Source organism: Streptacidiphilus pinicola (assembly GCF_003258295.1).
Lineage (GTDB): Bacteria > Actinomycetota > Actinomycetes > Streptomycetales > Streptomycetaceae > Streptacidiphilus > Streptacidiphilus pinicola.
Window position 1 is genome coordinate 1 of sequence record NZ_QKYN01000079.1, and the last position, 18029, is coordinate 18029.

General features: G+C 73.5%; 15 protein-coding genes and 1 pseudogene. 5 read left to right on the forward strand and 11 right to left on the reverse strand.

The features are described from left to right. The first annotated feature begins 39 nt into the window (after window positions 1-39). Complete coding sequence (locus DN069_RS20615; RefSeq protein ID WP_111502923.1) at window positions 40-1383, forward strand: ABC1 kinase family protein; 1344 nt, start codon at window positions 40-42, stop codon at window positions 1381-1383. Between the two features lie 151 nt (window positions 1384-1534). Here DN069_RS20615 and DN069_RS20620 read toward each other — a convergent pair whose 3' ends face one another. The 4 genes from DN069_RS20620 to DN069_RS20635 all read right to left on the reverse strand — a co-directional run bounded on the left by DN069_RS20620 (window position 1535) and on the right by DN069_RS20635 (window position 5263). Further along, window positions 1535-1762 carry a hypothetical protein gene (locus DN069_RS20620; RefSeq protein ID WP_424556309.1) on the reverse strand — a complete coding sequence of 76 codons (228 nt, stop codon included), beginning with the start codon at window positions 1760-1762 and terminating at the stop codon, window positions 1535-1537. Window positions 1763-1851: 89 nt separating this feature from the next. Next, complete coding sequence (locus tag DN069_RS20625) at window positions 1852-2202, reverse strand: WhiB family transcriptional regulator (RefSeq protein WP_424556308.1); 351 nt, start codon at window positions 2200-2202, stop codon at window positions 1852-1854. Window positions 2203-2338: 136 nt separating this feature from the next. Beyond that, window positions 2339-2752 (reverse strand): hypothetical protein, encoded by a 414-nt coding sequence (locus DN069_RS20630; protein WP_111502925.1) that lies wholly within the window; start codon window positions 2750-2752, stop codon window positions 2339-2341. Window positions 2753-2953: 201 nt separating this feature from the next. Then, window positions 2954-5263 carry an ATP-dependent DNA helicase UvrD2 gene (locus DN069_RS20635; protein WP_111502927.1) on the reverse strand — a complete coding sequence of 770 codons (2310 nt, stop codon included), beginning with the start codon at window positions 5261-5263 and terminating at the stop codon, window positions 2954-2956. Window positions 5264-5437: 174 nt separating this feature from the next. Here DN069_RS20635 and DN069_RS20640 point away from each other — a divergent pair, with 174 nt between their 5' ends. Beyond that, on the forward strand, window positions 5438-5689 hold the full coding sequence (locus tag DN069_RS20640) for a mycoredoxin (protein ID WP_111502929.1): 252 nt from the start codon (window positions 5438-5440) through the stop codon (window positions 5687-5689). Window positions 5690-5724: 35 nt separating this feature from the next. On the opposite strand, the gene DN069_RS41735 is transcribed toward DN069_RS20640, so the two are convergent. Together DN069_RS41735 and DN069_RS42875 are read right to left on the reverse strand one after the other, a co-directional pair. Continuing rightward, window positions 5725-6213 (reverse strand): UTRA domain-containing protein, encoded by a 489-nt coding sequence (locus DN069_RS41735; RefSeq protein WP_243639507.1) that lies wholly within the window; start codon window positions 6211-6213, stop codon window positions 5725-5727. Window positions 6214-6366: 153 nt separating this feature from the next. Beyond that, window positions 6367-6576, reverse strand: a pseudogene (locus DN069_RS42875) (GntR family transcriptional regulator); the annotation flags it as partial. A gap of 127 nt (window positions 6577-6703) precedes the next feature. Between DN069_RS42875 and DN069_RS20650 the strand changes: the two are divergent. Further along, window positions 6704-7171: an ATP-binding protein gene (locus DN069_RS20650; RefSeq protein WP_111502933.1), complete on the forward strand. Its 468-nt coding sequence runs from the start codon at window positions 6704-6706 to the stop codon at window positions 7169-7171. A gap of 126 nt (window positions 7172-7297) precedes the next feature. Here DN069_RS20650 and nudC read toward each other — a convergent pair whose 3' ends face one another. Beyond that, entirely contained in the window at window positions 7298-8242 is a 945-nt protein-coding gene (gene nudC, locus DN069_RS20655; protein WP_111502945.1) for an NAD(+) diphosphatase, read from the reverse strand. 17 nt (window positions 8243-8259) lie between these two features. Next, complete coding sequence (locus tag DN069_RS20660; protein WP_111502935.1) at window positions 8260-9705, reverse strand: dipeptidase; 1446 nt, start codon at window positions 9703-9705, stop codon at window positions 8260-8262. A 162-nt stretch (window positions 9706-9867) separates the two neighbouring features. Between DN069_RS20660 and DN069_RS20665 the strand changes: the two genes are divergently transcribed. Together DN069_RS20665 and DN069_RS20670 are read left to right on the forward strand one after the other, a co-directional pair. Next, window positions 9868-10836 carry an endonuclease/exonuclease/phosphatase family protein gene (locus DN069_RS20665; protein WP_207892213.1) on the forward strand — a complete coding sequence of 323 codons (969 nt, stop codon included), beginning with the start codon at window positions 9868-9870 and terminating at the stop codon, window positions 10834-10836. 40 nt (window positions 10837-10876) lie between these two features. Further along, window positions 10877-11092: an MBL fold metallo-hydrolase gene (locus DN069_RS20670; RefSeq protein ID WP_111502937.1), complete on the forward strand. Its 216-nt coding sequence runs from the start codon at window positions 10877-10879 to the stop codon at window positions 11090-11092. Window positions 11093-11095: 3 nt separating this feature from the next. On the opposite strand, the gene DN069_RS20675 is transcribed toward DN069_RS20670, so the two are convergent. The 3 genes from DN069_RS20675 to DN069_RS20685 all read right to left on the reverse strand — a co-directional run. After that, a complete protein-coding gene (locus DN069_RS20675; RefSeq protein WP_111502939.1) occupies window positions 11096-12262 on the reverse strand; it encodes a PP2C family protein-serine/threonine phosphatase in 1167 nt (388 codons plus the stop codon). Window positions 12263-12519: 257 nt separating this feature from the next. Further along, window positions 12520-15969, reverse strand: a complete 3450-nt coding sequence (locus DN069_RS20680; protein ID WP_243639509.1) for an ATP-dependent helicase — start codon at window positions 15967-15969, stop codon at window positions 12520-12522. 84 nt (window positions 15970-16053) lie between these two features. Then, the coding region (locus tag DN069_RS20685) for a UrvD/REP family ATP-dependent DNA helicase (RefSeq protein ID WP_133259992.1) at window positions 16054-18029 on the reverse strand (1976 nt) is incomplete at its 5' end.

Below are 18029 nucleotides of genomic sequence, written 5' to 3' on the forward strand. Positions count from 1 at the left end.
AGGCCGAGGGTGGCGCGTCCGGGGAGCAGGGAGGCATCCGTGAGCGATCTTCCACGCAAGGCAGTGACCCGCACAGCGAAGCTCGCTGCCCTGCCGCTGGGGATAGCCGGACGCGCCACCCTCGGCCTCGGCAAGCGCATCGGCGGACGGCCCGCCGACGTGGTGGCCGCGGAACTCCAGCAGCGCACCGCCGACCAGCTGTTCAAGGTGCTCGGCGAACTCAAGGGTGGGGCCATGAAGTTCGGACAGGCACTGTCCGTCTTCGAGGCCGCCCTGCCGGAGGAGGTGGCCGGCCCCTACCGGGCCGCGCTCACCAAGCTCCAGGAGGCCGCCCCGCCGATGCCCGCCGCCTCCGTGCACAGCGCCCTGGCGGAACGGCTCGGGCCGAACTGGCGGGAACTGTTCGTGTCCTTCGAGGACAAGCCGGCCGCGGCCGCCTCGATCGGCCAGGTCCACCGGGCGGTCTGGCACGACGGGCGGGAGGTCGCGGTCAAGGTCCAGTACCCGGGGGCAGGTGACGCCCTGCTCTCGGACCTCAACCAGCTGAGCCGGATGGCCAGGCTGATCGGCCCGCTCATTCCGGGGCTGGACGTCAAGCCGCTGATCACGGAGCTGCGCAACCGTGTCACCGAGGAGCTCGACTACGCCCTGGAGGCCGAGTCCCAGGCGGTCCACGCCGAGGAGTTCGAGGGCGACCCGGAGATCCGGGTCCCGGCCGTGGTGCACCACGCCGATCAGGTGCTGGTCACCGAGTGGCTGGAGGGCGTCCCGCTCTCGGAGGTGATCGCCACCGGCACGCAGGAACAGCGCGATCGGGCGGGTCGGCTGCTGGCCCGCTTCCTGTTCGCCGGCCCCGCACGCACCGGGCTGCTGCACGCGGATCCGCACCCGGGCAACTTCCGCCTGCTGGTCGACGACGGCCCGGCGGAGGGCTGGCAGCTGGGCGTCCTCGACTTCGGCACGGTCGACCGCCTGCCCGAGGGCCTGCCCCTGCCGATAGGGACGGCGCTGCGCCTGGCGCTCCAGGGAGACGCCAACGGCGTGCTGGAGATGCTGCGCCAGGAGGGCTTCGTCAAGCCCACGATCGAGCTGGACGCGGACGCGGTGCTGGACTACGTGCTGCCGATCATCGAGCCGGCCGCGGTCGACGAATTCCGGTTCACCCGCAGCTGGATGCGGGCCCAGGCGGCCCGGGTCGGCGACCCGAGATCGCCCGCCTACGCGCTGGGGCGCCAGCTCAACCTGCCCCCGTCGTACCTGCTGATCCACCGCGTGACACTCAGCACCATCGGTGTGCTGTGCCAGCTCGATGCCACCGCCCCGTTCCGCGACGAGCTGCTCGCCTGGCTGCCCGGTTTCGCGGACGAGGAGGCCATCGCCTGAGGCGCTCCGGACCGGCTACGGCCGGCCGGAAAGCCCTCGGGCCCGCCTCCGGGGGAGGCGGGCCCGATCAGTTTTCGTTCGGTTTCAGCTGTTCAGTTCCGGCCGTGCGCTTCTGCTGTGCTGACGTGTCGTCGGCTCTACTGCCGGCGGGTCACATCACGACGGAGGCGAGCGCACGCTTGGCGCGCAGCGAGGCGCGCTCGGCGCGGCGCCTCAGCTGGAGCGCGCGCAGCAATCGTTCGCGCTCGGCCTCCTGCATTCGCTCTTGCATGTGGACACGGGCCAGGGCTTCGGGCATGAGTTGCATGGTGAGGGTCCTGTTCTGGGAAGACTCGGTGTGCAGTGCGGGGCGGGGACGTGCGTCGGCGGGACGGTTCATCGGAGGGACCTGCTTGTCGTCGAGAGGGTTGGGATCGATCACCGGGCCGGCGATCTCGTTGATGGAGCTGCGCAGTGCGCTTGCGGGGGTCACGCCATGACCTCGGACTTGCGCGGACGACCACGCGGCCGCTTCCGGGCCACGACGACGCCCTGGACGAAGAGCTCGCCACCCCAGACGCCCCACGGCTCGCGGCGCTCGAGGGCACCGGCGAGGCAGGCGTCCTTCACGGGGCAGGTGCCGCAGAGGGACTTGGCGTACTCCACGTCCGCCGGGGTCTCGGCGAAGAAGACCTCGGGGTCGAGGGAGCGGCACGGGATCGGGGCGCCGAGAGTCTCGGGCTCCTCGAAGGCGGTGAGCTGCATCAGGGAAACCTCCGGGGGGTGGGAGTCGTCGAAGTGGTCGGCCTTGGGTGCGGACGGGGCGTGCAGGCTGGTCACCGGGGACACGGTCGCGTCGTCTTCCTGTCTGAGTCGGTGTGCTCGATTGGGTTCTGTTGTGTGCCTGTGGGCAAACAGAAGGGCCGCGGATCCCGATTCGGGTTCCGCGGCCCTGGAAAGCCGACCTGATGCAGTCTCAGGTTCGATCTATCCCAGGGTCGGGTCCGCGGAGGGCCCGGATCGTCATCGCCGCTGCGGCGATCTTCTGCGTGTGGAGCTGCTTCTGGACGGGCTGCTGCTCTTCGGCACCGGTTCCGGCACCCGCCGCGTCGCCATAGCCGCCCGCCAGGACGGAGATGGTCGCTACGGATGCCGACAGCGGTCGCTCGAGACGACGGGCATCCCAGGCGCCAAAGCCATTGCCATTGCCGATCAAGGCGGCAGTGGTGGCACCGGCGTCGGCGGCCTCGGTGACGCGCACACGAGTGGCGTCGACACGGGCACCGGCGAGGGACAGACCACTGGCCTTGACGCAGGGCAGAGCGAAGGCACGCATGCCGAAGTCCGCGGCGGTCACCGTCTGGCCAGCCAGTTTGGTCATGCTGCTCACAATGTCCGCCTCCCTTCGGCGTGCTCGGGGTCCGCTGGCGTCGCGGGCCCGTAGATGGTCAGTTCCTCAAGCTTGCAGTACAGCTCGAGAGCTGTACAGCACACAGCAGTAACGCCCGCTTCAGGTGATGCCTGAGTGGGCTCGGCCTCGTTTCCTCGACCGTGCTCGGCACGCTAGTAGGGTCCGCACTGCGCGCGCAAACTATTTTTCCGGCGAGTCTTCGAGCGGGGTCACCGGAGGTGCCGGCTCGCCCCAGAGGTCCGAGATGTCCCCCCGTCCGCCCTGCTCGGAAGCAGCGGACTCGACCCCTGACGGATCGGCGCCGGCGCACAAGGAGAGCACCGCGTCGCCGTACTTGTCGAGCTTGGCCCGGCCGACCCCGGAGATCTGGCCGAGCCCCTGGAGCGAATCCGGGTGCTCCTCGGCGATGGCGATGAGCGTGGCGTCGGTGAAGACGCAGTAGCCCGGCAGCCCCTGCTCCCGGGCCGTGCGGCCCCGCCAGTCCCGCAGACGCTCGTACAGGCCCTCGTCCATCGTGGAGGGGCAGTCCTCACAGCGGCGCAGCTTGCGCTCGACCGCCTCGGTCAACACCCGCCCGCAGACCCGGCACTTGATCGGCGAGCGGCTCCGCGAGGCACGGCCCTCGCGCGCGCCCTGGCCGCCCGCGCCCCGGCCGCCACCGGCGCCGCGCAGCGCGGAGCCCGGACGCAGGCCGTCCAGGAAGCGGGAGGGGCTGCGCGAGGCGCGGCCGCCCGGCGAGCGCGACAGCGCCCAGGACAGGCCCAGATGCTCACGGGCCCGAGTGACCCCGACGTAGAGCAGCCGCCGCTCCTCCTCGACCTGCTCGTCGGTCTTGGCGTAGGTGATCGGCATCATGCCCTCGGTCAGGCCGACCAGGAAGACGGCGTCCCACTCCAGGCCCTTGGCCGAGTGCAGCGAGGCGAGGGTGACGCCCTCGACGGCCGGAGCGTGCTGGGCCGCCGCGCGCGCGTCGAGCTCCCCGACGTAGGCGGTGAGGTTGGACGGCTGCTGCGCGGCGTGCTGCGCCGTCTCGAACTCCTCGGCGAGGCGGACCAGTGCGGCGAGCGACTCCCAGCGCTCACGGACCGCTCCGGAGCCCGCCGGGGGCTGGGCGGTGAAGCCGCGGGTGGAGAGCACCGCACGCACCTGGTCGGCCAGCCGCTCGGGCGTCTCCTCCAGCAGCGGGTCGACCGGGCCGCCGCCGGCGCGGGCGGCGCCGCGCAGCAGCAGGCCCGCCTCGCGCACCTCGGGACGCTCGAAGAAGCGCTCCGCGCCCCGCAGCTGGTACGGGATGGCCTGGTCGGCGAGGGCCTGCTCGTAGACCTCGGACTGGGCGTTGACGCGGAACAGTACCGCGATCTCGCTGGCGCGGACGCCCGAGTCGAGCAGCGCGCGGATCCGCTTGGCCGTTCCCTCCGCCTCGGCGGGCTCGTCCGGGTACTCCAGGTAGACCGGCTCGGGGCCGCTGTCGCGCTGCGAGACCAGCTCCAGCCGGTGCTGGGCGGCCTGGCCGCGCGCCTGCGCCAGCAGGCCGTTGGCGAGGTGCACGACCTGCGGCGTGGAGCGGTAGTCCCGGATCAGCTTGATCACCGTGGCGTCCGGGTGCCGGGTGCGGAAGCCGAGCAGGTACTCCGGGGTGGCGCCGGTGAACGAGTAGATCGTCTGGCTGGCGTCGCCGACCACGCAGAGGCTGGAGCGGGGGCCGAGCCAGAGGTCGAGCAGCCGCTGCTGGAGCGGCGAGACGTCCTGGTACTCGTCGACCACGAAGTGCTGGTACTGGGCGCGGACCTGCTCGGCCACCTCGGCACGGTCGTCCAGCACACCGACGGCGAGAAGCAGCACGTCCTCGAAGTCGATCACGCCGCGGTCGCGCTTGAGCTCCTCGTAGACCTTGTAGACCTGGCGGATCTCGGCCGGGTCCCGCGGCGTCTCCCGCCCGGCCTTGACCGCGGCGGCGGCGTAGTCCTCGGGGACGGTCTGGGTGACCTTGGCCCACTCGATCTCGCCGGTCAGGTCGCGCAGCTCGGTGCGCTCCAGGCGGATCCGGCAGCGCCCGGCGGCCTCGGCCACCAGCTGCACCTTGCGCTCCAGCAGGCGCGGCAGCTCGCCGCCGACCACGCGCGGCCAGAAGTACTGCAGCTGGCGCAGGGCCGCGGCGTGGAAGGTGCGCGCCTGCACGCCCTCGACGCCGAGCTGGCGCAGCCGGCCGCGCATCTCACCGGCGGCGCGCGCGGTGAACGTGACCGCGAGGACGCGCTGCGGCTGCATCACGCCGCTGCGGACGCCGTAGGCGATCCGGTGGGTGATGGCGCGGGTCTTGCCCGTCCCCGCGCCCGCGAGGACGCAGACGGGCCCGTGCAGCGCCGTGGCGACGGCGCGCTGCTCCGGGTCGAGCCCGGCCAGCACGGCGTCGGCGTCGCGGCGCCCGCCCGGATCGGCCGCGTGGGAACCGGCGAGGGAGGGCAGTGTGCCTGGAAGCTCTACCTGCATGCCGCCCATCCTCTCAAGCCGCACGGACAACCCGGGCCACGTTGTCCACAGGGCCGGTCAGCTGATACGACGGACCGGCCCGAACGATCGGCGCGGGGAATGCGACCCCGCGCTGCCACGTTGGGGCTACCGGCAGAGAAAGCGCCGGGACAGACCCCAAGAGGAGCGATACGGATGTCCGCCAAAGTCACGATGTACAGCACGACCTGGTGCGGGTACTGCCAGCGGCTGAAGTCGCAGCTGACCCGCGAGGGCATCGAGTACACCGAGATCAACATCGAGCAGGACCCGGCGTCCGCCGCTTTCGTGGAGAAGGTCAACAACGGCAACCAGACGGTACCGACGGTGCTCGCGCTCTCCTCCACGGGTGCGGAGACGGTGATGACCAACCCGTCCCTCGCTCAGGTCAAGGCCGCCATCGCCTGACCTGCTCCGGCTGACCTCGCGTCAACCGACCGCCGTCAACCGACCGGCCCCGGGCACTCCGCCCGGGGCCGGTCCGCCTGTGCGGGCACCCGGTCGAGCGGGTCGACAGCCTCGGCCGAGCCGAGCGAGTAGACCAGCCGGTTGCGGTCGGCGCAGTAGCGGGTCTCGGTGACCCGCACCGGGCCGGCCTGCGTGAGCGTGGTGCGCAGTTGGACCAGCAGCGGGACACCCGGTCCCGCCTGGAACCAGCGGGCCTCCTCCGGGTTGGGCATCCGGGCGCAGAGCTCGTCCACGCAGCCGGTCTCGACGTGCCCGGCCTCCGCGAGCGCGGCCTCGTCCCCGCCCGGCACCGGGTCCGGGTCCATCAGCGCGGTCGCCGCGGCGAGGCGGACCTGGTAGTGGCTCTCCTCGACCGACCACGGCTCCCCGTCGAGATAGCGCAGCACCCGCCGCAGCACCACGGCCTCCCCGGGGGCGAGCCGGAGGCGTTCGGTGATGTCAGTGGTGGCCCTTACGATCAGCATCTGAAAGTCGGACGTCAATTTCCGGCCGGCCGCCCGCGCTTCTTCCGCATAGGCCGAAGAAGCGCCGCCGAGGGGGGTTCCTGGAACGGCGACGGTCGGTGCACGATAGGCGTGGTGATCGACGACGGTGTGGTCCTTCAGATAGGTCCCTTTTCCCTGGACGCGGACCAGAAGTCCCTCATTGACGAGAACATCAACAGCAAGTCGGACAGTATTACGAGCAACCCCGTACTGGGTTTCCAACTCGCTTTCCACCGGCAGCGGCATGCCGCCCTGCCACTCCCCGTCCATGATTCGGCGCCGCAGATCCGCGGCCAGCCGCTGATATTTCGGGGCCTGCCCCACCCCTCGGGAAATGTTCACCCCGAGAATGTAGCCATTGGACTTGCGCGGGCTCAGGGAAACGAGCCAACATCGGTCAAGGCTGGCTCAATCCGGATTATCCCAACTACTTGCGCGCCCTCATGATCCTGCCCTGGAGGCATGAACGATGAACGACCGGAGAGCCTGGGCGGCTGTCGCCTCCTTCCCGCCCCATCCGCGCAACGTCCGGCACGCGCGCCGGATCACCCGCACCGCGCTGGCCGCCTGGGGCGCGACCGATCTCGTCGACAGCGCCGAGATGGTCGTCTCCGAACTGGTCACCAACGCGATGCGTTACGGGAGCGGTCCGGTCGACCTCACCCTCGCCCTGACCGAGTCGGGCCTGCGCGTCTCCGTCACCGACGAGGGCACCGCCCTCCCGACCACCCGCGAGGCCGGGGAGGAGGCGCTGGGCGGGCGCGGTCTGCAGATCGTCCGGCTGCTCGCCGAGAGCTGGGACGTCGTGGTCCGCCTCACCGGCAAGACCGTCACCTGCGTCCTGGCACTGGACCCCAAGCGCGCCGAGGACGCCGCCACGGCCGCCCCCGCGGAAGCCGGACGAGCCGTCACGCTTTCGAGGGAAGCGGGCGCGTGACCGCCGAGCCTGGCGCGCCCACCTGACCGAGCGCGGGCAGGAGCCCGCCTGAGGGGCCACGTCGTGGCGCGCGGTCGCCGCGGGCAGGATGCACCGCGGCGACCGGGGACGGCTCAGCAGGGCCGCTCAGACCAGCGTGTCCGGGAGGGGCTGGCCGTACCAGAGTTCGACGAGGCGGCGGGCGATGGAGATGCCCGGCGGAGGCAGCGTGGTGCCGGCGGCCATGCCGGCCGCGATGTCCTCGCGGGAGAACCAGCGCGCCTCGTCGAGCTCCTCGCCGTCCACCTGGATCTCCGCGCCGCCGTCGCGCGGGTCGACCTTGGCCGTGAAGCCCAGCATCAGGCTGGCCGGGAAGGGCCACGGCTGCGAGGCGACGTACTGCACGGTGTCCAGGTCGACCCGGACGCCGGCCTCCTCCGCGACCTCGCGGGCCACCGCCTGCTCCAGGGACTCGCCCGGCTCGACGAAGCCCGCCAGGGTGGAGTACCGGCCCTCGGGCCACAGGGCCTGACGGCCCAGGAGCGCACGGTCGTGCTCGTCGGTGACCAGCATGATGACCGCGCCGTCGGTGCGCGGGTAGTGCTCACGCGCGCAGGACGTGCAGCGGCGCACGTGGCCCGCGGCGGCCACCACGGTCTCGTGCCCGCAGCGCGAGCAGAAGCCGTGCGAGCTGTGCCAGTTCTCCAACGCCACGGCGTGCACGAGCAGGCCCGCGTCGCGGGCGCCGAGCAGGCCGCCCACCTCGCGCAGTCCGGCCGGACGCTCGGGCCTGTCCAGGCGGCCCGGCAACTGCGCGCACGTCACAGCGAAGTAGGCGACGCCGTCCTCGTCGCAGCCGAGAAAGAGCCGCTCACCCTCGTCGGGTGCGTCGAAGGTGCTGAGCAGCACCAGCTCGGTGCCCTGCTCGGTGTCCGCGACAAAGGCCTTGCCCTCGGAGACCGCCAGCACCCGGGTGCTCGGGTGGCTCCAGGCTGCGGCGAGCCAGGGCTCGTCGAAGCGCTTGTCGGCGGCACGGTCGACGCCGACCCGCGCGAGCGGCAGCGTCCGGACGAATTGCTGCTGAACCGTCACGGTTCCCTCCCCCTTGATCAGTTGTCCGCGGTCGTGGCCGCGGAACCGTCGCCGGACGGGCCCCAGCCCGTGGCCAGGTCCGACCACAGGTAGGCCGAGGTCTCCACGCCCTTGACCAGCAGGCCGAGTTCGACCTTCTCGTTGATCGAGTGCCAGCCGTCGGACGGCACCGAGATGCCCAGAAAGAGCACCGGCGCGCCAAGCACGTCCTGCAGGTCGGCGGCGGGGCCGGAGCCGCCCTCGCGGGTGAAGAGGATCTCCTGCCCGAAGGCCCGACCCATCGCCCGGGTGAGCGACTGGAGCGCCGGGTGGTCCAGCGGCGTCAGGCAGGGGCGGGTGGCTCCGCGGAAGGCGACCTCGTGGCGGATGCCGGGGGTCACCTGCGCCGCGACCCAGTCGGTCACCGCCTGCTGCACCTTCTCCGCGTCCTGGCCCGCCACCAGCCGGAAGGAGAGCTTGACGTGCGCCTCGGCCGGGACGATGGTCTTGCCGCCGGGGCCGGTGTAGCCGCCCCAGATGCCGTTGACCTCGGCCGTCGGGCGCGCCCAGATCCGCTCCAGGGTGGTGAAGCCCGCCTCGCCCTGGGTGCCGCGGGACTTGGCGACCCGCAACCAGGCGTCCTCGTCGAACGGCAGCGCCGCGAAGAGCTCCCGCTCGCGCTCGGTCAGCTCCAACACGCCGTCGTAGAAGCCGGGCACGGCCACCTTGCGGTCGGCGTCGTGCAGGGCGGCGACCAGGCGCGCGGCCTCGTCGGCCGGGTTCGGGACGGCGCCGCCGAAGGAGCCGGAGTGGATGTCCGTGTCCGGTCCGTAGAGGCTGACCTCGGCGTCGGCCAGGCCGCGCATGCCGGTGCAGACGGTCGGCGTGGACTCGGCCCACATGCCGGTGTCCGAGACGATGACGACGTCCGCGGCCAGCCGCTCGGACCGACGTCGGATCAGGTCGAGGAAGTTCGTCGAGCCCGACTCCTCCTCGCCCTCGATCAGCAGCTTGAGGTTGACGGCCGGGGCGGTTCGGCCGGTGGCCGCGAGGTGCGCGCGCACGCCCAGCGTGTGGAAGAAGACCTGGCCCTTGTCGTCGGCCGCGCCGCGCGCGTACATCCGGCCGTCGACGACGGTCGGCTCGAAGGGGTCGGTGGCCCAGCCGTCCTCCCGCTCCGCCGGCTGGACGTCGTGGTGCCCGTAGACGAGCACGGTCGGGGCCCCGGCGTCGCCGGACGGCCACTCGGCGAAGACGGCCGGCAGGCCGCCGTTCTCGGTCTCCCACACCTCCGCGACCGGGAATCCGGTCTCGCGGAGCTTGGCCGCGAGCCACTCGGCGGAGCGGCGCACCTCTCCCGCCCGGCCCGGATCGGCGGAGACGGAGGGGATCCGCAGCCACTCGGCGAGGTCGTCGAGGAAGGCGGCGCGGTGCTGGTCGATGTAGGCGCGGACGACGCTGTCCGGGGCTTGGGCTGAGCTCATGGCAACGACTCTAGTTCGAACTCGCGCCCGCCCGGCAAGCGCCCTTGATCACACTGCGGGGCGCCCGACGCGGAGCCCCCGGCCTGGTGGTGCGCCCGGCGCGGGCGAGCGGTCGCCCTCCGCCGTTCTCGGGAGGGGGCCCGACTGGCGTAGGTTCGTCCCGTGAGCCAGCTGCGCGTCGCGACTTTCAACCTGCTGCACGGCCAGCCGATGGACCGTGCCGGCCGCCCCCTCCCGACGGACGGGCCGAGCGACGGGCCGGGAGCGCCGCTCGCGGACGCGATCGCCGCTCTCGACGCGGACGTGCTCGCTCTCCAGGAGGTCGACCGGTTCCAGGAGCGCTCCGGCCGGGTGGACCAGGCGGCCGTCGGCGCGAAGGCGCTGGGCGCACGGGACTACCGCTTCGCCGCCGCGGTCGTCGGCCACCCCGCCCCCGTCGCGGGCTGGGTGCACGCGCCGGGCGCGACCACGCTGCGCGTCTACGGCCCCGACGACGCCGGACGCGACGCGGACCAGCCCGCCTACGGGACGGCGCTGCTCACCCGCCTGCCGGTGCTGCACTGGCGGGCCCGGCGCTTCCCCGCGGCTCCGTTCGGGCTGCCGCTGCGGGTGGCCGGGCGTCGCGGCCTGACGCCCGTCCCGGACGAGCCGCGCGCGGCGCTCGCCGCCGTGCTGGACGGCCCGGCCGGGCCCTTCACGGTGGTCGCGGCCCACCTGTCGTTCGTGCCGGGCTGGAACATGGGCCAGCTGGCCGGCATGCGCCGGTGGATCTCCGACCTGCCGCTGCCCTACCTACTGCTCGGCGACTTCAACCTGATCGGCCCGGTCCCCCGCACGGTGCTCGGCGGCGCCTCGGTCATGGACAGCGGCCGACTGCCGCTGCGCCCGCGCCCCCGTCGCCCGCGTCGGGCCGCGTCACCGCGCGGCCGGCTCCAGGGCTGGCGCGACCTGGCGCGTACCCCCACCTACCCGGCCCACCGCCCGGCCGTGCAGTTCGACCACGTGCTCACGGTCGGCGTGCCGCGCACGGCGGTGCAGCGGATCGAGACGCCCACGACGGGCGTCTCCGACCACCGGCCCCTGCTGGTGGAGCTGTCGCTCCCGGGCTTCCCCCGCCCCTCGTCCAGGTGAGCCGCTGGCCCCCACGGGCAAGGAAGCGAGTGCGGTCCCGATGGACGTCGTCGCGGTGCTGCCTCGACTGCGGATGCTGCTGTTCCCTGTGGGTGCGGCCTACCTGTGGCGGGACGGGCGGGAGCTGACCCTGATCGACACCGGGACGGCGGACCGCGCTCGGGAGATCGAGAACGCACTGGGGGACGGCGAGCTGCGCCGGATCGGGATCACGCACGGGCACGAGGACCACGCGGGCTCGGCGGCGGAGCTGTAGCCGCTACTCCCGCTGGTCCCCCCGGTCGAGCAGCGGCAGCTGGTCGGCCTGGGTGGTGGAGACGCGCGGGTGGACGACGGAGCGGCTCGGGGGCGCGGCGCCGGTGGTGGGCAGCGGGGCGTACTGCAGGAGCAGCATCGCCGCGTCGTCGCCGAGCTGGTGGCCGACGTGGCGGCGGACGTCCTCGTGCAGGCGGTCCAGGACCAGCGCCGGGGTGTCGGCCGTCGCGCAGTCGGGGACGCGTTCGGCCAGGGGGTAGAAGACGCCCCAGCTGTTGCGGGCCTCGATGACGCCGTCGGTGTAGAGCAGCAGGCGGTCGTCCTCCTGCAGCGGCAGGCGCAGGATCGGCGGGTGGACGTCCTCCGGCTCCAGCACGCCGAGCGGCGGGACGCTGGACGGCGGGTCGAGGAAACGGACGGGCGTGCCGCGGCGCAGCAACAGCGGCGCGGGGTGGCCGCAGTTGACGATCTCGACGACCGCGTCCGCGCCGACGCCGACCAGCACCAGGGTGACGAACTCCTCCTCGCTGCCCTCATGCTCCTCGCCGTTCTCGTGCAGGGCGCGGCCGAGGCTGTCGGCGAGCCAGGCGGCCACCTTGTCCAGGGCCTGCTCCTGGTGCGCGGCCTCGCGGAACGCGCCGAGGATCGCCGCCGCGGTCTCGACGGCGGCCAGCCCCTTGCCGCGCACGTCGCCGATGACGGCGCGGACGCCGTACCGGGTCTGCACCACCTCGTAGAGGTCGCCGCCGATGCGGGCGTGGGCGGCGGCCGCCGCGTAGTGGACGGCGGCGCGGACGGGGCCGATGCGCTCCGGGATCGAGCGGAGCAGGATCCGCTGCGCGACCTCGGAGACCAGGCGCGCGTCGGCGAGGGCGCGCTCCTGGCGGTTGCGCAGCATGACGCTGCCCGCGCCGATGGCGCTGATCAGCACGATGGCGAGGACGCTAGCGGTGTGCACCGAGGAGGACATGGTGTGGTCCTCGGCGGCGATACCGAAAGCCTCACCGATGGTGACGCCGCCGACCAGCAGCGGGAACCAGATGTTGCTGCTGACGACGGCGGCGAGCGCGGGGCCCGCCGACAGCGCCGGCTCGAAGGTGACGTCGGGGTTGTTGCTGGCCCGGTCCAGCACGAAAACCAGCAGGACCCCGAAAAAGGGCAGCAACAGCACCCCCCGGCCCCTGCGGAGGAGCTGGCGGAACCTTCCGGCGGCAGTCAACGTCGTCTCTCCTGCGGGCACTGTGCAACATGGTGCAACGAGGGTGCGTGAACGTAGGCGGGTGCGCGAGCGGGCGGCCCGGGGGCGTGCAGAGCTGTGGGCGTCCGACCACGGCACCGACCGCGGCCAGAAAGTGTTCAACCTCGGATCGATGTTGACCGGTTAACGTCCCCACATTAGGCGCGAATTGGACAGCCTGCACAGTCCTTTCACGAAGCCCCGGTGGCTGCTCCACGGACGCGCTCCCCATTCGGCGTAACGGTGTCGAGCAGCGCCTCCAGTCCCGCACGATCCGGAAGCTCCTCGGGTCTCACAACTGTTCCGCTACGAACATACAGAAACGCGGCGGACACCCGATGCAGTTCCAACCCCTCGCGTTCCGCCCAGGCCAGGCGGTAGACGGCCAGCTGCAGCGGGTCGGCGGTTTCCCGGTGGTTGGTCTTCCAGTCGACGACCTCGAAGCCCGATTCGGTGCGGTAGACGGCATCGATCCGGCCACGGACCACCCGGCCGCCGAGCAGCAGCTGGAACGGCTCCTCGACCCGGTACGGGGTGCGCGCGGCGAACTCGGTGCGCAGGAACGCGTCCTTCAGCCGGGCCAGATCGCGCTCGTCCTCAATGCCCGACTCGTCCACGCCCGGTAGTTCGTCCTCGCCGAGCAGCAGCAACGGTTCGACCGCGAGCCGGGACTCGACCCAGGCGTGGAAGCGGGTGCCGCGCCGGGCGGCGGGCTGCGGCGGGCGAGGCACCGGCCGGGCCAGCTCGCGCGCGAACCCGTCCGGATCAGCGGCGACCCGGAGCAGCTGCGACGCGGACAGGGACGCGGGCAGCGGCACCTCGCGCACCCGGGAGCGGGCGCGCCGCAGCTCCTTGGCGAGCAGCTCCAGGTCGCGGTCCCAGGACGCGACCAGCCGCCGCTCCTCCCCCGTCTCCGGCGCCGCGGACTCCTCCCCGCGCGGCCCGGCGAGCACCCGCACACCCGCCGCGCGGCGCGCCGCCTGGGCGTCCGCGTCCAGCGGCAAGGGCCAGGCGTGCTCGACGCTCTGGTCCAGCGCGGGGTTCTGCTCGCCCTCGGCGGGCGGCTCGGCCCAGTGCTCGATCTCCACGCCGCTGCCGCCGGCGCCCACCCCGGGCCGGGCCTCCGCGAACTCGCGCAGCGCGGTGAGGAACTCCGACGGGCCGCGTGGGCGCTTCTGCGAGGGCCCCCACCAGTGGCCGGAGGCGTGGAGCTGGGCGCGGGGGCGGGTGAAGGCGACATAGCCGAGGCGCAGTTCCTCGGTGGCGGCGTGCTCCTTCATCGCGGCCTCGAAGGCCTTGAGCCCGGCCGAGGTCCAGGCCGGATCGGCGGGCAGCGAGGGTGCGTCGCCACGCAGGGCGTGTGGAAGCACCTCCGGGCGCGAGGTCCACCGCTCACGCCCGGTGCCGCTCGGGAACGCGCCCTTGACCAGGCCGGGCACGAAGACGACGTCCCACTCCAGGCCCTTGGACTTGTGGGCGGTGAGCACCTTCACCGTGTCCTCGCCGCTCGGGAGGTTGTTGTCGAGGCCGCGGTCGTACTCCTGCGCCGTGCGCAGGAAGCCGAGGAAGGCGCCGAGCGACGGGTCGCCGTCCAGGTCGGCGAAGCCGGCGGCGACGTCGAGAAAGGCGGACAGGGTCTCTCGCCGGCGCGCGGCGAGGGCGTGCGGGGAGGCCGCAAGCTCCACCTCCAGGCCTGTCACCGTCAACACCCGGTGCAGCACGTCCATCAGCGGCTCGGCCAGCACGCGGCGCAGCTCTCGGATCTCGGCGGCCAGCCGCTGGAAGCGCGCGGCGGCCTCCCCGGAGAACGGCAGCTCCGGCTCACCCGCCTGGCCCGGGTAGAGGAAGGACTCCAGCGCGTCGGCGAGCGAGACGATCTCGGTCGGATCGGCCTCGGCGACGGCCTGCTCCAACTTGTCCTGTCGCCCGTCCCCGGCGGCGACCCGGACCAGGTCACGCGCGCGGCGGCCCAGCAGCGCGAGGTCGCGCGCACCGATCCGCCAACGCGGTCCCGTCAGCAGCCGGACCAGCGCCGCGTTGGCCGTCGGATCCTGCAGCACCTCGCAGGTGGCGACCAGATCGGCGATCTCGGGCAGGTGCAGCAGCCCGGACAGGCCGACCACCTCGACCGGCACGTCCCTGGCCACCAGGGCGGCGTGCACGTCGGGGAAGAGCTCGCGGCCGGCCCGGCACAGCACGGCGATCCGACCGGGCGCGGTACCGGTGCGGACCAGGTGGGCGATGCTGTCCGCGACCCAGGCGACCTCGGACGCGTGCGACTCCAGCAGCGCGCAGCGCAACCCGCCCGCCTGCTCCTCCCCCGGCGCGGGCCGCAGCGCGGCGACGCCCTCGTGCATGGCGCGCAACGGCGCGGCGAGATCGTTCGCGAACGCGAGCAGCCGCCCGCCGGACCTGCGGTTCTCGCTGAGTGAGTACCGCGCGGCGGGCGCGCCGGGAGCCGCAGCGGCGGCGGCGGCGGCGGCGGCGGCGGGCGCAGCGTCGGCGCCATGAGGGGCGTCGGCAACGTGCGCAGCATCGGCCTCGCGACTGTGCTGACTGTCCGCGTTCCGATCGTGCCCTCTGTCCGCGTGGCGACTGTGCTCTCGATCCGCGTGGCGACTGCGCCCTCTGTCCGCGCGGCGGAAGTGGTGCGGGAACTCGTCCAGGTTGGCCACGGAGGCGCCGCGCCAGCCGTAGATGGCCTGGCACGGGTCGCCGACGGCGGTGACCGGGTGGCCGGTGCCGTCGCCGAACAGGCCGGCGAGCATCAGACGCTGGGCGACGGAGGTGTCCTGGTACTCGTCGAGCAGCACGACGGCGAACTGCTCCCGCAGCAGCGCGCCGACCTCGGGCCGGGTCAGGGCGAGCCGGGCGCAGGCCGCGATCTGGTCACCGAAGTCCATCAGCTGCGCCTCGCGTTTGCGGGCCCGATAGCGGATCACGAGCTCGGTCAGTTCGCGCCGCGCCTCCGCCGCGACCGGGACCGCGCGCAGCGCGTCGTTGCTCAGCCTGACGCCGTCCAGCGAGGCCAGCAGGGCGGTGTCGTGCGCGGCGAGGGCCTCGGGGGTGACCAGGTGTTCGGCCAGTTCGCCGTCGAGCTTGACCAGCTTGGCGATCAGGGAGGAGACGCCGTCCCGCAGGCCGGGATACGGCCCCGGCGCCTGGCGCAGCACACGCGCTGCGAGCTGGAAGCGCGTGGCGTCGGCGAGCAGCCGCACGTCCGGCTCCAGGCCGATGCGCAGCCCGTGGTCCTTCAGCAGGCGGCCGGCGAAGGCGTGGTAGGTCGAGATCTCGGGCTCGCCAAGGCCCCCGTCCCCGTCGCCCGCCGCGCCCACGCCCGGCGCGACGGGCTCCGCGTCGACACCGACGCCGGCCTGCAGCAGCGCCTTGCGCACGCGCTCGGCCAGCTCGGCCGCGGCCTTGTTGGTGAACGTCAGGCCGAGGACCTGCTCCGGCCGGACCTGGCCCGTGCCGACCAGCCACACCACGCGCGCGGCCATCACGGTGGTCTTGCCGGAGCCCGCGCCCGCGACGATCACCGCGGGGGCGAGCGGCGCGGTGATCGCGCGCAGCTGCTCCGCGGTGAACGGGATCCCGAGAAGCTCCTTGAGCTCCTCGGGACTGGTCAGACGGCCGGGCATGGGTGACACGCTAGCGCGCGGGTCGGACACGACCGGACGGGCGGCGTCCGGCGGTCCTGCCCGTCCGCTCGCCGCCGGGCCCGGCTATTCGACGACCTGGCGCCCCTCCGGGCGGGCGGAGCAGCTGCCGCGGAAGGAGCAGTGGCCGCACTGGTCCCCGGTCGTGGGCACGAAGCGCTCGCGCAGCACCCGGTCGGCGGCCTCGGCCAGCAGGCCCTCGATCCACTCCGGCCCGGCCGGGTTCTCCGCCAGGCCGGGCTGGTGCTGGACCTTGGGCGCGTCCGCGACCGTCCGCGACTCCGGCTGGCGCAACTGCACCAGCTCGGCGCCGCCGGGTTCCGGACGGACCCCGTCGAAGGCCTGGTCCACCGCACCCTCACGGACGGCCAGCTGGTAGACGGCGAGCTGCGGATGCTCCTCGACCTGGGCCTTGGTAGGCGTGTGACGGCCCGTCTTGAAGTCGACGACGTAGGCGGCGCCGGTCGCGTCCTCCCGCTCGACGCGGTCCATGGTGCCGCGGATGCGGACCGCGTACGGGCCCGCCTTCAGCTCCACGTCGAAGGGCTGCTCGGTGGCGACGGGCTGCCGCCCCCGCTGCCCGGTGTGCCAGGCGAGGAATCGTTCCAGTGCGGCGCGCGCCTCGCCCTTCTCCTGCTCCGACTTCCACGGCGCGTCGAAGGCGAGCGCGTCCCAGACCCGGTCGAGCCGGGCCATCAGCACGTCCAGGTCGGCGGGCGCGCGGCCGGCGCCGACCTCGTCGGCGAGGACGTGCACGACGTTGCCGAAGCCCTGCGCCCCGCTGGACACCTCCTGCGCCCGCACCTCGCGGCCCAGGAACCACTGCAACGAGCAGGCGTTCACCGACTCGAGCGCGCTGCCGGACAGCTCGACCGGCCGCTGCGGGTCGCGCACCGGCACCTCGTTCTCCGTCAGCTCCGCCATGCCCCACCAGCGGTGCGGGTTCGCGGCGGGGACGAGCGGCAGACCGTCCTCGTCCTCCAGCGCGGCCAGCCGGGCGAGCCGCTCGGCTGCGGCCTCCCGCAGCTGTGGCGAGGCGGCCGGGTCGACGCTGGTGGCCCGCAGCTCGGCGACGAGCGCGGCCACGGAGAGCGCCCGGCGCGGACGGTGCGTCACATCCTCCACCCGGACCTCGGGCACCCTGGTCCCGTCCGGGCGCTCCCGGTACAGCTCGCGCAGGAACCGGGACGGCTCGTCGCCGTCCTCGGCCGCGGCCTGCACGGCCGTGACGACCAGCCGTTCCTTGGCGCGGGTGGCCGCGACATAGAAGAGACGTCGTTCCTCGGCGAGCAGCGCACTCTGCGGCATCGGCTCCGCGATGCCGTCCCGGCCGATCCGGTCCGCCTCCAGCAGCGAGCCGCGCCGCCGCAGGTCGGGCCAGAGGCCCTCCTGCACCCCGGCGACCACGACGAGCCGCCACTCCAGTCCCTTGGCCCGGTGCGCGGTCATCAGCCGGACCGCGTCGGCCCGCACGGCCCGACCGGAGAGGGTGTCGGCGGCGATGTCCTGCTGCTCGACCTCGGCAAGGAAGTTCAGCGCGCCACGCGGGCCGCCGGCGCGCAGCTCGGCACGGGCCGCGGTCTCGAAGAGCGCGCAGAGGGCGTCGAGGTCACGGTCGGCGTTGCGGCCCGCGGCACCACCGCGCAGCGCGGACCGCTCCAGCCGCTCGCGCCAGGAGTCACTCGCCTCCCACAGCGCCCACAACGCCTCCTCGGCGGTGGCGCCGCCGAGGAGCAGGTCGCGCACCTTGCGCAGCAGCAGGCCCAGCTCGCGGGCGCGGCGTGCGGCGGGACCGCCCAGCAGCACGAGCCGCTCGGGCTCCGCGAGCGCCTCCCGGATCAGCTCACCCGCCGGGCGCACGGCGGGCCGCTGCTCCGCGGGCACCTCCCGCAGGGCGCTCCGCTCCTCCTCCCGCAACGCCCGCCCCAGCTGCCGCAGGTCCGCCCCGTCCAGCCCGGCCAGCGGCCCGGTCAGCAGCTGCTGCGCCACCTCGACGCTCAGCGGGTCCTCGGCGTCATGGACGCCCGACCGGAACCGCAGGT

What these genes read in the sequence shown, in the direction of transcription:
- DN069_RS20620 (WP_424556309.1), bottom strand. Translation starts at nt 1,762, where the DNA reads ATGAACCGTCCCGCCGACGCACGTCCCCGCCCCGCACTGCACACCGAG.
- DN069_RS20635 (WP_111502927.1), bottom strand. Translation starts at nt 5,263, where the DNA reads ATGCAGGTAGAGCTTCCAGGCACACTGCCCTCCCTCGCCGGTTCCCAC.
- DN069_RS20640 (WP_111502929.1), top strand. Translation starts at nt 5,438, where the DNA reads ATGTCCGCCAAAGTCACGATGTACAGCACGACCTGGTGCGGGTACTGC.
- DN069_RS41735 (WP_243639507.1), bottom strand. Translation starts at nt 6,213, where the DNA reads ATGCTGATCGTAAGGGCCACCACTGACATCACCGAACGCCTCCGGCTC.
- DN069_RS20650 (WP_111502933.1), top strand. Translation starts at nt 6,704, where the DNA reads ATGAACGACCGGAGAGCCTGGGCGGCTGTCGCCTCCTTCCCGCCCCAT.
- DN069_RS20660 (WP_111502935.1), bottom strand. Translation starts at nt 9,705, where the DNA reads ATGAGCTCAGCCCAAGCCCCGGACAGCGTCGTCCGCGCCTACATCGAC.
- DN069_RS20670 (WP_111502937.1), top strand. Translation starts at nt 10,877, where the DNA reads ATGGACGTCGTCGCGGTGCTGCCTCGACTGCGGATGCTGCTGTTCCCT.
- DN069_RS20680 (WP_243639509.1), bottom strand. Translation starts at nt 15,969, where the DNA reads ATGCCCGGCCGTCTGACCAGTCCCGAGGAGCTCAAGGAGCTTCTCGGG.